This window comes from Photorhabdus bodei (assembly GCF_003287735.1).
Taxonomy (GTDB): domain Bacteria; phylum Pseudomonadota; class Gammaproteobacteria; order Enterobacterales; family Enterobacteriaceae; genus Photorhabdus; species Photorhabdus kayaii.
Map to the genome: position 1 here is coordinate 1 of NZ_NSCM01000006.1, position 16067 is coordinate 16067.

Genomic DNA, 16067 nt, shown 5'->3' on the forward strand with positions numbered 1-16067 from the left:
TGAAATAAACTCATGAATAGAAATGCCTTTTTGGAATTGAATCTGATTTTTAGCCATTTTCATTTACCTCCACACAGACTTATTTTAAGTATACGCCTATGGGAGCTGAATTTAAGTGATAATCAGGTAAATTATTGTAGAGATAATTTCTCAACGCTCATAGTCTAGAGATAAAAAGGAATAATTAAATATCTTTATAGCTTATAGGGTTAATTATTTTGGGGCTGTCTTGTATAATTCAATACATTTTAATTGAAAATATATTGAATAATTAATTTTCTCTTATGGAAATCACCTTGAATAATTTCTATGTTGAAAGATTTATTCTGGAAAGTAAATTTCGATGACGTACAAGATCACTAATATCGTATGAACTAAAAAATCTTGGTGGAGAATAGCTTGTATGATGACAGAATATTTACCATTGTAGTATTAGCAATAATAAAATAATTAAGGCCGAGATTCTGTCTGAATCCCGGCCATTTTATTAATTACGATAATGGTGCAATTGGCCAGTCAATTTTTGGGGCTTTTGACGTATCAACCCGGTTAAGCATCACCCGGTATTTTTTCCATTCTTTGAGTAATCGCATTTCTTCGTCTGTTGCTATATCAAGTTCTATTGCGTCGGAAATAGGTGTTATTTTTTCATTTGCAAGAGATATAAATTGCGTTCTTTGGCTTTCCGCTATGGCTATTAATTCCTCTTTTGTTGGTGGTGGAGTGTCTTCCCAACAAGGAAGACCATCTTCTCCATAGGAAAGTATTTTTCCGGCGGGAGGTATTCCCGAGAACTTATTGAATATGCCATCAGTTACAGATATAGGATCATTTGGCCATGATCCTGCTGCAATATAATCCTGCTGTAATGATAGCGGATAAAATGCTTTATTTAATGCGCTAAATACATAGTTTTTATCGTTCATATTAATACCCTATTGCTCTATAAAATGCTGCTACAGGAATTTGTAAATTTGGAATACTGCTAAAACATTGGAATTGGGCATTATTGACCGTCATTAGTGAAAATGTTCCAGCATGTTGAGGAGCGTTACCAACGTGAGTTAACGTGACGTTGAGACATTTATTCGGGAATGGGATTGGAAAGTTATTTAAAGCACCAGCTTCGGCATAAGCATTGCCTTTAACTGATGCTATTCCCCACATTTCAATTAAACCCGAAGGTAATTTTTGCCATCCGACCTGATTCAGGTTAGCGGTGAAAAACGACATATTAGGTACCTGATTTTCACCATTCCCTATCGTTATATTTGTTGAATCTGATAAACCAAGGTTCTTTATAAATGCAGCTTTATCAGGAATGTCTGCACCGTTTTGGTCTTTTGCCAGTCGATTATTAGCATTATCATTTACATCAGAAACAAGCTTCTGAGTTGAAGCAAGTGTATTACTGTTGCCTATTTGGTCTGTGAGCTGAACAATTCCTTTTTCTGTTAATGAGGCATCGGGAGTTTCTGTTGTGTTTTTTTGTTCTAAGGCTTTCTTGAATTGGGCGGTGAGTTTATCTATATCCCCATTATCCAGAACATCTTCGCTAGATTGTGTTGCGATAAAATTAGCGACGACAGTGGATATGGTTGACGACTGACGTAATGCCTTATTTAATAGTTCAGGGGTAATATCTGCTGTTGGAAACCCAGTTTGTAATTTTTGTTCTTTTTCATATGTTTCTTGGGTCATTATATTTGCATTTTCACTAATAGAAAAAGCCTTAAAATCATTCTTTTGACTCATATATTTTTCTCCAATTAAGCAGTGTATTTTATAAGCAATATAGTGAATTTTTATAAAAATAATTTTTCCCTATTCACGCCAGCTATAGTCTAGTTAGAAAAAAGAATAATGGAATACTCTTATAACTTATAGGGTTAACTATTTTTATATAATTGTTGGTAATGAATATGTTAATTTTTTGTAATCTAAAATGTATCTAAACTCTTTGCATTTAATGTTTGAAAATGATTTTTATTAATTATATTAATAGTCTGAGAAGGTTGGGTGATTGCCATAATATTTTTATTAATAAAGTCCCATTTATTACTTGAAAGATAACGGGTATATACCCAATGGATTTCAAGATGCATCGCGGCGGCAAGAGAGCGAATCCCCGGGAGCATAGATAACTATGTGACCGGGGTGAGAGAGTGCAGCCAACAAAGAAGCAACTTGAAAGATGACGGGTATAAAGACAAAATGGGAAAAGGGCTGCCATGCAGCCCATAGTTTTAATCAGCAATATAAATTTCTGTAATATCAGGGCAATCCTCTTTGTTTACTATAGATAACCTCACTCCTCCGTCTGATGAATGCACAACGAGCCATCCTTTTGATCCATATCCAGTGCCAACCAAAATATTATCGATCGGAGGCATTTGTAAAGGTAAAAATATACCCGGGCTACCAGTACGTAAATATATACATCTTCCTCGTATGTCCTGACTCAGTAATATGCTACTTCCGCTATCTCCACTCCTTCCTATTTTTCGCCATCCCTGATTAGGGCCTTTCTTTTGATATCGTTCGTCGGATTCTGAACGTGAATATGCCCCCACATCTCTGGCTTCCAGATTGATGTCTTCAATCAGCGCTTTGCCGTTAATTTTCCTGTTATTAGGAACCGCATTTTTTGCCAATGTCACGGTTTCTGATAAGCCAAGTTCATTTACAGTAGGTTTGTTTTTGGTTGTATAAATGCTAGTCCAATCTTCTTCAAATCCATAATTATCACGAGCCGAGCGATAAGCAATACCCCCGTTTTTATAATGCACTTTCAACTGAAAAGCCGGACAATTCCCAGCGCCATTATAGAAGTGCACAACATGATCACTAAATTTCGCATGCAGTAAGTCATATGACCCTGAATCTACATTCCACGGGACTTGGTTATCAACAGAATATTTTCCTGTTAATCCGAGCCTAAATGCTCCCACATCTCCAGCCGCTAAATTGATATCTCCAGTCAGCGATTTACCATTAATTTTCCTACTATTCGGCACAGCATTTTTCGCCAAATTGACGGTTTCCAATAAGTCGAGATTTTTCACAAACTCATTTTTATTGGGAATATCTGCCCCATTTTGGTTTTTGGCTAATCTATTGTTAGCATTATCATTGACATCAGAAACAAGCTTCTGAGTTGCAGCGAGTGAATGACTATTACCAACCACATCTGTAAGCTGAACAATACCTTTCTGTGTTAATGAGGCATCGGGAACTTTTGGTATCATTTTCTGTTCCAGCGCCTGATTTAATTGAGCGGTGAGTTTATCTATATTTCCATCATCCAGAACATCATTGCCAGAGTGTGTCGCGATAAAATTAGCGACTACTGAGGATATTGTAGATGATTGACGTAATGCCTTATTTAATATATTAGTGGTAATACCATCGGGTGCAAATCCGGTCTTCAAATTTTGACTTTCTTCATATTTTTCTTGGCTCGCTGCATTAGCATTAATACTAATAGAAAAAGCCTTAAAATCATTTTTAGGACTCATGCTATACTCCTTAGATTAAGTAATGAATTTTATAAATAACATATTGAATTATTGTAAAATTGATTCCTTATTTAATGTGCTGAATACATGATTTTTATCGATCATAATTTTTTGCCATTCTAATTAAATGATTATGCTAATTTTATTAAATTAATATCCTATCGCCCTAAAATATGACAGAACAAAAGGTTGTGTATCGTTTGTACCTCTATAACATTTAAATTGACGTTGATTTTCTATGATTACTGAGAATACTCCTGCTGCTTGGGGACCAAAACCATAGTGAGTTAATGTGACATTTAAACATTTATTTGGAAACGGTATTGGAAAATTATTTAAATATCCTCCATAAGACACATTAACCATGCCCCACATTTCAATTAAACCTGAAGGTAATTTTTGCCAGCCATTCTGGATCAAGCTTGCGGTAAAAAGAGACATATCTGGAAGCTGATTAATTCTATGATTCAAATTATTATTGATATCGGAGACAAGTTTCTGTGTTGCAGCCAGTGTATTGCTATTGCCAGCCACATCTGTAAGTTGAACAACACCTTTCTGTATTAATGAGGCATTAGGAACTTGTGTTGCAAATTTTTGTTGTAACGCCTTATTTAATTGAATATTAAGTTTAGCGGTATCACCATCATCAAGAACATCTTCACCAGATTGTGTCGCAATGAAATTAGCGACTACAGAGGCTATTGTTGATGATTGGCGTAATGTTTTATTTAATAAGTGAATAGGAACATTATCTGGTGGGAATCCAGAATATAAACTCAGACTTTCTTCATATCTTTCTTGACTCACTACGTTGGCATTGGCGCTAGTAGAAAACGCTTTAAAATCATTTTTAGGACTCATATGCTTTCCTTAAATTAAATAACATTGTTTTGTAATTAATATCTTGGGTTATAGTACACATGATTTCTCGCGATTGATTTCAACTATAGAGTTTAGCCTAAAAAAAGGTTGGTAAGATGCTATTATAGATTAAACGATTAATGATTTGTGTATGATTGGTAGCGATAAATAGTTTAATATCTTGTAATCGAAAATATACCAAGGCATTTGGTGCTAGGTCTTTATTTTTGTAACTTAATTATTAATTTGGAAATGGAATACTATATTACCACAACTATTAATCTCGACGGTTTAATTAGAGGTTATATCATGATTATGAAGATTTCTTTATGAAAGGATGGGCGTTAGCTCTGGACAGCAACTGAAATATTCTTATATCCAGAAAGCAGAAATTTTATTTATGATATATTTTTGTTTTTCTTTTGTTAATATTATGCTTTAAGGATTTATCTGTGTTTTTATAAAAAAATCAGACTATTATTGTTAGATGATATTTTTGTAGATGAACTATTATTTTATTTTGCTTATTCATTTGACCATATTTATAGAGATATAAGCTCATTATATCTTTGGGATTAATGCTTCTATTTTTCGATATGTTGGGTTGTCTTTGTGAATAAATTTGTTTTTAAGGGAGAAATATGTTTAAAAAATTAGAACAAGTCATCTTTGATGCCAGTGATAATAAAAGCATTTTCTCTCTTATTTCTTTGGTTGCAAAAAGAACAATGGGATAAATAAGATAGTGTCTGAAAACAGCAATCAGCCTGAATTAAAACAAATTATATAAAACATGCTTAATTGATTGCTGTCATTGTGCTTTTTGCCGTGGGAAGGTCAGGGGATTTGTATCATCCGCGGGAAATTAGATTTTCAAAACAACTGTTGTATCTGTCAGATGCAGTGGTTTTCTATTTAACCTCAGCTTAATTAAGGGATTGTTTATGGGGAAATCATCAAACCGTAGTGCGGAATTTTTCTTTACTGGGAAATATGATGATGATGATGGTGGGAATAATATTGTTGCTATTGGATTGGGAGGGGAGATTTATGCCAAAAGAGGGAATGATAATATTACCGTTGGTGCGCTTGAGACAACAATCCATGCCACTTCTGGCGATAAGGCTGTAGAGGGTGCTGCCGGATATCTAAAAATAGTGGATATTGACAGTAATCTGAAGGTACATGGTGCCGCGGGTTACGCAAGTATTGATAAAAGCGGTAATGGCAATATTTCATTTGCTGGCGCGGCGGGTGGTGTTTCCATGGATCACCGAGGGAGCAGCGGTAATCTAAATTTTTCTGGGGCTGCCGCTTATAACAACCTCAGTCGTAAAGGTCAATCCGGTAATGTGGCATTTAAGGGTATCGGTGGTTATAACGGATTATGGCACGAAACTAATCAGGGGGATTTAAACTTTAATGCCGCAGGGGCGGGTAATAAAATTGACCGTACCTGGCATGACCGTTATGCAAGGAAGCAAGGGAAATGTGATATTTGTTGGTGGAGGGGCAGCAAATAGCATCAGTTCGCGGGTGGAAAGCGGTAATATTAAGTTGACTGGTGCTGGGGTTGATAACCACATTATTCGTAAAGGGAGAGAAGGCAATATTATCTTTCAGGGTGCTGGAGCATCAAATCGCATTGAACGTTTGCGAAATAGTAAAGATAAATATGAACAGACTCGCGGTAATATCGAATTTTAAGGTGCCGGCGGTTATAACAAAATTTATTCTGATATAGCTCATGGTAATATCCGTTTCTCCGGTGCCGGTGGTTACAATGAAATATCAAGAATGGGTGAGGATAGCGATTCGTATAATAAAGCTTTGGGATACGCTAGCGCGGAGAAAATTGTATTAATAACGGCGAAGATGGGAGTCCAGAAGCCTCAGCAAGTAACTGCTATTAAATCAACGATTGAACCCAATACTTATCTCTTTGCGTTTGCTGACGGAAAATATACTAAGATCAGCAAAGTTCAGCTAAAAAATGATCCTAAAACCGATAAATTGAGTTATTACGCCACTTCATGGCGTAAAAATGGTAATCAACTCAAAAATCTTGCTACGGAAAATATCTCTTTAGAGAATGGATATGATGATATAAGCAATGATGGTGATTATCGTCTTTTTAATTTAATCTTTGAACATCATCAGCCCGTTACTATTCAGCATATTGTCGAAGAAGATTTGCGAGAAAATCAGTGGGTGACTTATGCCAGCGGAACCACCGCTAAAGCAGAAGATATCAAGCTGATTGATGCAAAAATGCATGGGCGTTCAATCCATTCTAATGGTTCGGTCTTGGATGTTTCGGCGGTGAAATCGAATCGTCTATCAAATGCTTATGTCTATGCCAAATATGTCGAGTCATATACCAAAGTGGTTGTGGTGGAATTGAAGAATGATGATAAAACCGGAGAGCTGAAATATTATGCCAGTGCCTGGTATAAAGCGGGCGACCATACCCGTGATTTATCCAATGAAGATTTTTCACGCGCAAATGGTTATAGCTCGATGGAGGTGGGGGGATATTCACTCACTAACCTTAAATATCAAGTCGATACTGTACGTCGTGTCTCTGAGCATTTAGAACATATTGAAGAATATAGTCGTCAGGAATTGGTGAAATCATCTTCGGGTATCGGTGATAGCTCCGGTGACGTTAATTTTAGCGGTATGGGTGGCGGAAACCTCATTAAATCCAGTGTAATAAATGGCAATGTTAATTTTGAAGGTGATGGGATTGCTAACGTCATTCTTCATAGTTCGAGATCGGGTAATACGCATTTTGAAGGCGCAGGTGCTGCCAATATCATCGAAAAAAGTGGCATGGATGGCAATCTGACATTCCGTGGTGCAGGCTTGGCGAATGTCCTTGTTCACCAAGGCCGGAGTGGGGAAATGGATGTTTACGCCGGTGGTGCGGCAAACGTTCTGGTGCGTGTCGGTAATGGACGGTATCTGGCTCATCTTTTGGCGATTGGCAATATCTCAATCCACCAAGGTAATGGCGACAGCCGGGTCATCATGTTGGGTGGGTATAACACCCATACCCAAATAGGTGAGGGCAGCGCTAATTGGTTAGGTGCCGGCGGTTTTAATGTCATGACCCGAAAAGGTAGAGGGAGTATTTCCTCGTTACTTTTGGGGGGTGTTAATGTGTTGACCAAGCTTGGCGGAGGTAATCTGGTTTCTGGCATGCTCGGGGGAGCCAACATCATCACGCATATTACGGGTGATAATGAAATATCAGACACCACGGCAATTGCGCTGGGCGGTGCCAATATCCTCACCAAAAAAGGAGGAGGTGATGTTGTTGCGCTGATGGGCGGTGGCGCAAATGTTCTGACTCACATTGGTCATGGAAGCACGACGGGGGTGATGCTGGGTGGAGCCAATATCCTGACCAAAGTAGGCAATGGTGATACTACCGGCATTATGCTTGGGATTGGTAATGTGCTGACTCATGTTGGTGACTATCAGACATTAGGGGTCATGGGAGCAGCAGGTAACATCTTTACTAAAGTGGGAGATGGAACCGCAATTGCGGCCATGATTGGGGCTGGCAATATCTTTACCCATGTTGGCAAGGGTGATGCATGGGCGTTGATGGGTGGTCTGGGTAATATCTTTACCAAAGTAGGGGATGGTAAGGCGTTGGCACTGATGGTAGCCGCTGGCAATGTGTTTACCCACGTTGGGGATGGGATGAGCGTTGCCTTGATGTTGGCTAAAGGCAATATCGCTACCAAAGTGGGTAATGGTACGACCTTGGCAGCAATGATCGGTGAGGCCAATGTGATGACCCATGTCGGTAATGGCTCAACCTTTGCCGCGATGATCGGGCAGGGCAATATCCTGACGAAAGCGGGCAATGATTTGGCGTTAGGTTTGATGGTGGGTGAAGCTAATATCTATTCGCATGTAGGTGATGGCACCAGCATTGGCTTGCTTGCCGGTAAGTTGAACGTGATGACCAAAGTGGGTGACGGGACCACGCTGGCGGCCATGTTTGGTGAAGCGAATATCATGACGCATTATGGTCAAGGCTTAACTGGGGTATTGGCACTGGGTAAAGCCAATATTGTCACCAAAATGGGTAAGGGTTTTATGGGGGTTGTGGCAGCGGCCGAGGCTAACGTTGTGACTCATATGGGAGCATCAACGACGGCTGCCGTGCTATTAGGTAAAGGCAATATTCTGACGAAAGAGGGTAATGGGACGACGGTCGGCCTGCTTATTTCCGATGTGGGTAACATCATGACCCACATTGGTGATGGCACAACCGTGGGTTTCGCTAAAGGTAAAGCCAATATCATCACTAAAGTGGGGGAAGGTACAGGGATTAACGCCGTCTGGGGTGAGGCTAATATCTTGACTCATGTTGGTGATGGCGACCGTTACAATTTCGCGAAAGGTAAAGCGAATATCATTACCAAAGTGGGCGGAATGCGAGAAGTCACGGTAGTTCAGGGCGATGCTAACATTATCACCCACGTTGGTAACGGTGATGATTACACGGGAGCCTGGGGCAAAGCTAATGTGATTACTAAGGTAGGCGATGGGAATAATGTGGTACTTGCTAAAGCTGATGACAACATTGTGACTCAAGTCGGTAACGGTGACAGCTTTAATGCCTTGTGGAGTAAAGGCAATATCGTCACCAAAGTCGGTGATGGTATGCAGGTTACCGCAGCCAAGGGTAAAGCCAATATCACCACTACGGTGGGGAATGGTTTAAGCGTGACGGCGGCGCATGGCGACTTGAATGTGAATACCAAAGTAGGTGACGGAGTTTCGGTCAACGCGGTGTGGGGTGAATATAACGTCAATACCAAAGTTGGAAATGGTCTCAATGTTGCGATCATGAAAGGCAAAGGTAATGCCAATATTCATATTGGCGATGGCCTGGGGATCAATGCCTCTTATGCCCGCAATAATGTGGCGATTAAGGTGGGTAATGGTGATTTCTACAGTCTTTCTATTGCAGAGAGCAACACACAAAGTAGTCATCTCTCTTCTCTGTTTGAGAATATTAAACAAACTGTGTTCAATGTAGAGGGAAGCCAGGCGATTAATTATCTGATTCGTGGTGATGAGGCAAATACTTCTGGCGTCAATAAAGGTAGAGGGGCGATTAATTTAACCGAAGTTTCCGCCATTGATGGCTTCCAGATGGATAAAATTGATGAAGTGAGTTCGGATCTGGCGAACAACTTGAGTGGTGCAATAACCCCGGTAGAAACGCCTGATATTAACGTTATTCAGAATGACTTGCAGATTGGAGATAATGTTGGTTCAGCTCAGGATCAGGCATCACCACACGCTGATGCGGTTGTCAGACATGCGAAGCAGAATAAAGCCGCGCAAAATGCGTTAAGCGATAAAGAAAAAGCGGAGATGAATCGTCAGCGTCTGGAACAAGAGAAAGATAAACAGCTTAAAACGATTTCAAAATCACAAGGCCAACTAGAATCAACCAATCAGGCTGCGCTGAATACCAATGGTCAAGTGCAACGTGATGCAATAAGTGAAGAGTCTAGGGGAGTCACGGAAGAACTATTCTCCCTGACTCAAGGTATGGGGGCGCTTAATAACTATGGAAATTATGATGGTAAATCAGGTGATGAGTGGCGTAATCGGTTTGCTGGTGGATATCTGGATAATATCCAGAATAAATTAAATGATGCCAAACTTACTGCACAGAAAAAATTAGCTGATGCACAGCAGCACTTTATTGATAAACGAGAAACAGTAATAACAGCCATTAAGAAATCAGAAGTAGGTTTCACGAAAAGCGCTGAGAATCTAGATAATGCAGACGACGATATTGCAGACGCTGAGAAAAAAGCGGAGCAGAGAAAAGAAGAGGCATTATTACAGAAACAACGAGCCGATAAAGCGGTGAGTGACGCCAATGCTGCGTATGAAAAAGCGAAACAGCGTGGTGAAAGTGATAGTACAGCGGCGCAAAATAAAGCGGCTCAGGCGCAGAAGAATGCAAAAAGCGTGAAACAGGCTGATAATGCTAAACCGGATCGCACTGGGGCAGCGGGCAGCGGTTTGTCTGGAAACGCTTATACACCGATTGAGGTGGAGAAATCGAAGAGTCATATCGATCCTGCATCAAAAGCTGAACCTGACGGTTGGCTCAGTGAAGATCTGGCACTAACAGTAGAAGATTTGGCTGCTTTGAATAATGCGCAACAAGCAGTCAATCGGTTACAGCTTAATAAAGGGATGCGCTCAGAAAATACCGGTGCCTCGATCATGTCAATGTTTACCGAAACATCATCCGATGGCGCGGTGAAATCAACTTTAAATAAATCCAGAGAATTAATCAGAAAAGCGCCGACGATTTCAGGTATTGATCTGCAAGGATTAGGGGGAAATAACCCTAGATCTCATTCTTCTGTACTTAAAAAATTAGAACTTATCTTACTGAAGAAGAATGATAAGCGGTTTATTGATTCGACTAAAAGACGTCTTGGTTCGATAAATACCGATTTGCCTAGTAAGGCGCTGGTGGCCGTGCGTGAGGCTTTTAACCGTACCGTCGAGCAGCCCGATGAACAGCATGTATTGCAGCTTGAACAAACATTGGCGCATTGGCAGCAGCATGATCCCAAGGAATTCACTCAACGTAGCAAGCTGGTGAAAAGCTTACGTTTTGAGATGGGTGAGCTGGTTGCTCACATTCAGGCCCAGAGAGCTGAGTCAGCCGGGATTTTGGGTATCACGGTGCCCCCTGAGCAGGTTGCGCAGTTTGGACAGCAGGTATCGTTCGATGGGATTGGCCGTGTGGTGGGCCTGAAAGGCGATATTGCACAAAGCGAAATTAATCGTCTCACTGATTTGCAAATTAAGCCATTAACCCAGACTAACTCTGTAGCAGAGCGGGAAGCACCTAAGACAGAAAACGAAAGCCTTATCGTTTTCGTCAGCCGATTACAACAGGAAGCTATCCCAGCAGGCAAGCCGCTGATTGAACGTGCCAGAAAACTTTGGCTTACCGGGCAAGTGACAAATGAAAAAACCAAAGAATTATTTAAGGATGCTGTTGCCCAGTTGCAAACATATCCTGAATTGCACACGCTGGCTCAACAGCTATTGACTGATGCCAACAGAGAGAAGGCTACTGGACAATATATTGATAACCTGTTTGGTCGCCATTTTGATTCTGAACTGGCTTATGAACTGGTGAAAACGGCTTCACCAGAGGCGAAAAATACCGCTGAACGAACAGGTAACTTCTTGGTAGAAGATTTTGAGCGGTGGATAGGTGATCTTTATCCTGAAGGCGAGAAACGTAACGGGGCAATTGATAAAAAGATGAAATCTTTTGCCGAGGCTATTGATAAGGATTTTCGCCCTTGGTTCAGCCGGGTGCCTGAGGTGACGACATTCCTGGGCAAACCGGATTTTGACAATTTCAAAATCATGATGACTCAGGTTGATGATGGTTTCTCTGTGATTAAGGTGCCATTTCTGGCAGTAAAAATGGCGACCACACCGGGAATGGGGATGGATGTTGCTGACTGGAAGAAAAAAGGGGATTCTTTCTATCTGAACGTGATCACCAAAGCTCGTTCAACCAGTACTGAACTGACTGCCGGGCCGAATGCGGAGGATGTTAAGTACAAAGTAAAAATTACGGAAAAGCAGACCAATGATTATGGCACGGCGTTGCCCTACCAACCTGCGAATAATAAACATGACGACTTTTTGTATGGTAGAAAGGTCGCGGCAGGTCGAATCTTGACCCCCGGACGGGAAACTGCATTTGAGAGTAATGCATTGGCGCAAGGCCAGTCTGTGGTGACAGGAGCGTCTGGCTCGACCAATATCATGGTTCACCTCAATGACTATATTGCCAGCAAGCAACCCGACTTCTCAACCGGGCAGAGCTATCTCAATACGCTGGCGTTTTTGGTATTTGATGGTGGTCACTCTGTCAACGAAAGTCTGGTGGTTTATCAGGCATTACAAACAACTGATGAGGGAAAACGTAAACAGATACTGAACAGCTACACGGCTAATTATCAGGATCTGGCAGATATTGCTGGGGAATCGGGTAAGGTGTGGGTCAATCAGGCGCTGGATAACGCGTTTAAAGAAACTCAAGAGTTTTATCAGAAGTATGCGGTGGTAAAACCACAAAGCCGCCCTGCGGTGGAAGACTTAGAGGGGTTATCTGGCAAAAATAAAGGGGTAGAACCGACTATTATCGGCGATAGTCATCTGAAAAAGTCCGTTGATGGTTGGCAAACGGTGGACGTAACGCCACAGACTGATGGTCGTGAAACCCGCTTTGCTGGTCAGATTATTCTTCAGATGGAAGATGACCCGATAGCCGCCAGAGCAGCCGCTAATCTGGCGGGTAAACACCCGGATTCCAGCGTGGTTATTCAACTCGACGCCAACGGTAAATATCGTGTTGTTTATGGCGATCTGTCTAAATTATCAAATAAATTACGTTGGCAGGTTGTCGGTCATGGTCGTGATACGTCAGAGCAGAATAACATTCGTCTGAGTGGTTACAGCGCTGATGAATTGGCGACGAAACTAAATCAGTTTTATCAGGCGGCTAAGCTGGGCAAACAGGCCATCAGCAAACCCGATCACATCAGTCTGGTGGGGTGTTCACTGATGAGTGATGATAAACGGGATGGCTTTGCGCGTCGCTTTATTACTGAGTTGGATAAACAAGGTATTCGCAGTGATGTGTCAGCCCGTAGTAGCGAAGTCGCGGTTGACGCAACAGGTCGTAAATTTACCCGTGACGAAAATAACCAATGGGTTAACAACTCGCCTGATAACAAAATCGTCTTGAGCTTGAATGCGGAGAATAAACTGATAACGCATACCGAACAGGTTCGTCGTGGTATTGCTGAAAGCGATATCGACTTCTCTAAAGTCGGGTATACGGAGGCTGATTTGGTTACCAAAGGGGAAATTGCAGATAACACAGAAACTTTCATTGAGCCGCAAAAGCGTGAAAAGGTTAATTCCAACGATAACTCGCATCGTCAGCTCAGTTACTCCGGTAATATCCAAGTAGATGTAGGTGAAGGAGAGTTTACGGCGCTGAATTGGGGAACCTCGAACGTCGGCATTAAAGTGGGAACCGGTGGTTTCAAATCTCTGGCTTTCGGTGACAACAATGTGATGGTTCATATTGGTCATGGTGATAGCAAACATAGCTTTGATATAGGCGGTTATCAGGCGCTTGAAGGTGCGCAGATGTTTATCGGTAATCGTAATGTCAGCTTCAATCAAGGACGCAGTAATGACTTGATTGTGATGATGGATAAATCTATCCCAACGCCACCGCTGGTCAATCCATTTGATGGTGCTGCCCGTATTGCTGATGTATTGAAAGGTATTGCCCGTTCCGGTGACACGCAGGATTGGTTAGCGGCACAAGATCAGCAATGGACCATGGCCGGCGCGAGGAAATTTGTGCGTGATATGTCTGGTTTAGACCAAACCAGTAGCGTGGATTACAAAACGCTGCTTAATTTGGACTCGCAACATGAACGTAGCAGCCGTGGTTTGCAATATGACGCCGAATCAGCCCTGAATAAGAAATTTAATCAGTGGTTAGGTGAAAATGGCAATAGCATTGAAATGGGCAAAATGAGCCGGGCAGATAAACTCCGTCAGGCTAATCAGAAGCTGGCCTTCAACTTTGCTGTTGGCGGACGTGGCGCTGATATTCAGGTTACGACCGGCAACTGGAACTTTACGTTCGGTGACAATATTCAGTCAATTTTGGATACCAATCTGGGTTCACTGTTTGGTCTGATGACCCAGCAATACTCGGCAACGGGTATGGCGAAAACAACCTTCACCTATACCTTGCAGGATTTACCGCGTCAGCTTCAGAATAAGCTGCTTGGCCGATTATCGGAGGTGGGTGCGGATACCACCTTGGCGGATATTTTTGGTGTGGACTACACCGCGGATGGCCGTATTGTTTCCCGCACGGGCAAGCCTGTTGATGGCGAGGCTATGCTAAAAGAGATGCTGGAAGTGATAAGGGAATTTAGCGGTGATCAACTGGCAGCCTTCACCAACCCGGAGAAATTGCTGGAGAGTTTGAAGGCCGGCATCAATGCGGGAGAAGATGGGGTCAGGGCATTTGCGGAAAATCATGGTTTGAAAGAGAAAGCGCCCGATAAAAATCAGGAACAAGGCGCTGTGGTGAGCATTAACGGAAATAGCGCTCAAGCTAATAGCAACGCGGAACGTGCATTTGGCTTTAATTTGCCTAACCTGTTTGCAACGATGTTTAGCGTAAATAAGCAAGAAGAGATGAAGTCGTTAGTGGCTAACCTGAAAGAAAACTTGACAGCGGATCTGCTCAATATGAAGCAGAAAGCCTTTGATTTCCTGCGTAATAGTGGTCATTTGCAAGGGGATGGCGATATCCATGTCTCGTTGGGGAACTATAACTTCAACTGGGGCGGTGACGGTAAAGATCTTGGCGCTTATCTGGGTGATAACAACAACTTCTGGGGCGGGCGCGGTGATGATGTTTATTACTCACTAGGCACATCCAATATCTTTACTGGCGGTGAAGGCAATGATCTGGGCGTTCTCATGGGGCGTGAAAACTGGATGTTTGGCGGAAATGGCGATGATACCGCCGTGGTGGCCGGACGGATTAACCATGTCTTTATGGGCGAAGGCAATGACCAGACGTTTGTTTTTGGTGAAGGCGGCCTGATTGATGCGGGTAATGGACGGGATTACGTCGTGACTTCCGGTAACTATAACCGGGTGGATGCTGGGGCAGGTCAGGACTACACGGTGACCATCGGCAATAACAACCGGGTTGATTTAGGTGAAGGCAATGACTTTGCCAGAGTGTTTGGTAATGACAACCGGATTGATGGTTATTCCGGCAATGATACGATTAAGCTGATGGGCTACCATGCGATGATTAATGGCGGAGAAGGCGATGATCACTTGATAGCCGCTGCGATCTCGAAGTTCAGCCAGTTTAACGGCGGTGAGGGTCAGGATTTGTTAGTGCTGGGCGGTTATCAGAACAGCTTCCAGGGGGGAGCAGGTGTCGATAGCTTTGTGGTCGGCGCAGAAGTGATTGATAACCGGGTTAACGATATCAACGCAGAAGATATGATCTTGTTTAACGGTGTTGACTGGAAAGACTTATGGTTCCAGCGCAGTGGATATGATTTGGTGCTGTCAGTGAACCGTCATACTCAGGACAACACGGCTCAGGGGATCTTTGAATCGGTGGGTTCAGTTACCTTTAATGATTACTTTAATGGTCATCGTGCCAAATTAGTGACGCAGATGGGGGATAAAGACAAATCAGGCGAGCATGAATTTACGGCACTTTCTGACAATGCGGTTGATTCATTGATTCAGGCAATGAGTAGTTTTTCCCCGACAGTGGGCGATAATGGTTTTATTGAAAGTCTGGACAGTAAGGCGAGAGTTGCTGTTGCCGCGGCATGGACCGATGTCACTATTGGTAAGGGGAAATTTGCCTAATTAGCTCGCTGTAAATCAGTAGAATAATTGTCGTAGAAATAAAAATAGCTCACAGAAATGTGGGCTATTTTTTTGTGAAGTTTTAGTTGGTAATTATTTCTGAGTTTTATTTGTTAATGTGGAATTTATTATAAGAATGTAAGAAGCAATAAT

General features: G+C 42.0%; 7 protein-coding genes. 3 read left to right on the forward strand and 4 right to left on the reverse strand.

Features of this window, described 5'->3' with window-relative positions; all coding sequences use genetic code 11:
- Nucleotides 1-491 precede the first annotated feature (491 nt).
- The 4 genes from CKY02_RS06335 to CKY02_RS06355 all read right to left on the reverse strand — a co-directional run bounded on the left by CKY02_RS06335 (nucleotide 492) and on the right by CKY02_RS06355 (nucleotide 4382).
- A complete protein-coding gene (locus CKY02_RS06335) occupies nucleotides 492-926 on the reverse strand; it encodes a tail fiber assembly protein (protein WP_112894640.1) in 435 nt (144 codons plus the stop codon).
- A gap of 1 nt (nucleotide 927) precedes the next feature.
- Complete coding sequence (locus tag CKY02_RS06340; protein ID WP_112894641.1) at nucleotides 928-1755, reverse strand: phage tail protein; 828 nt, start codon at nucleotides 1753-1755, stop codon at nucleotides 928-930.
- A gap of 491 nt (nucleotides 1756-2246) precedes the next feature.
- Entirely contained in the window at nucleotides 2247-3518 is a 1272-nt protein-coding gene (locus tag CKY02_RS26520; protein WP_338015645.1) for a phage tail protein, read from the reverse strand.
- Nucleotides 3519-3668: 150 nt separating this feature from the next.
- Nucleotides 3669-4382, reverse strand: a complete 714-nt coding sequence (locus CKY02_RS06355) for a phage tail protein (RefSeq protein ID WP_112894642.1) — start codon at nucleotides 4380-4382, stop codon at nucleotides 3669-3671.
- Nucleotides 4383-5326: 944 nt separating this feature from the next.
- On the opposite strand from CKY02_RS06355, the gene CKY02_RS25585 reads away from it, so the two are divergent.
- From CKY02_RS25585 to rtxA, 3 genes are read left to right on the forward strand one after another with little or no spacing between them, the layout of a single operon-like run.
- Nucleotides 5327-5905 carry a hypothetical protein gene (locus tag CKY02_RS25585; RefSeq protein WP_240002016.1) on the forward strand — a complete coding sequence of 193 codons (579 nt, stop codon included), beginning with the start codon at nucleotides 5327-5329 and terminating at the stop codon, nucleotides 5903-5905.
- Nucleotides 5874-6089, forward strand: coding sequence for a hypothetical protein (locus tag CKY02_RS25590; protein ID WP_240002017.1), 216 nt, complete (start codon nucleotides 5874-5876; stop codon nucleotides 6087-6089). Before CKY02_RS25585 ends, CKY02_RS25590 begins: the two co-directional genes overlap by 32 nt.
- A gap of 48 nt (nucleotides 6090-6137) precedes the next feature.
- Entirely contained in the window at nucleotides 6138-15914 is a 9777-nt protein-coding gene (gene rtxA / locus CKY02_RS06360) for an MARTX multifunctional-autoprocessing repeats-in-toxin holotoxin RtxA (RefSeq protein ID WP_240002019.1), read from the forward strand.
- Nucleotides 15915-16067 lie beyond the last annotated feature (153 nt).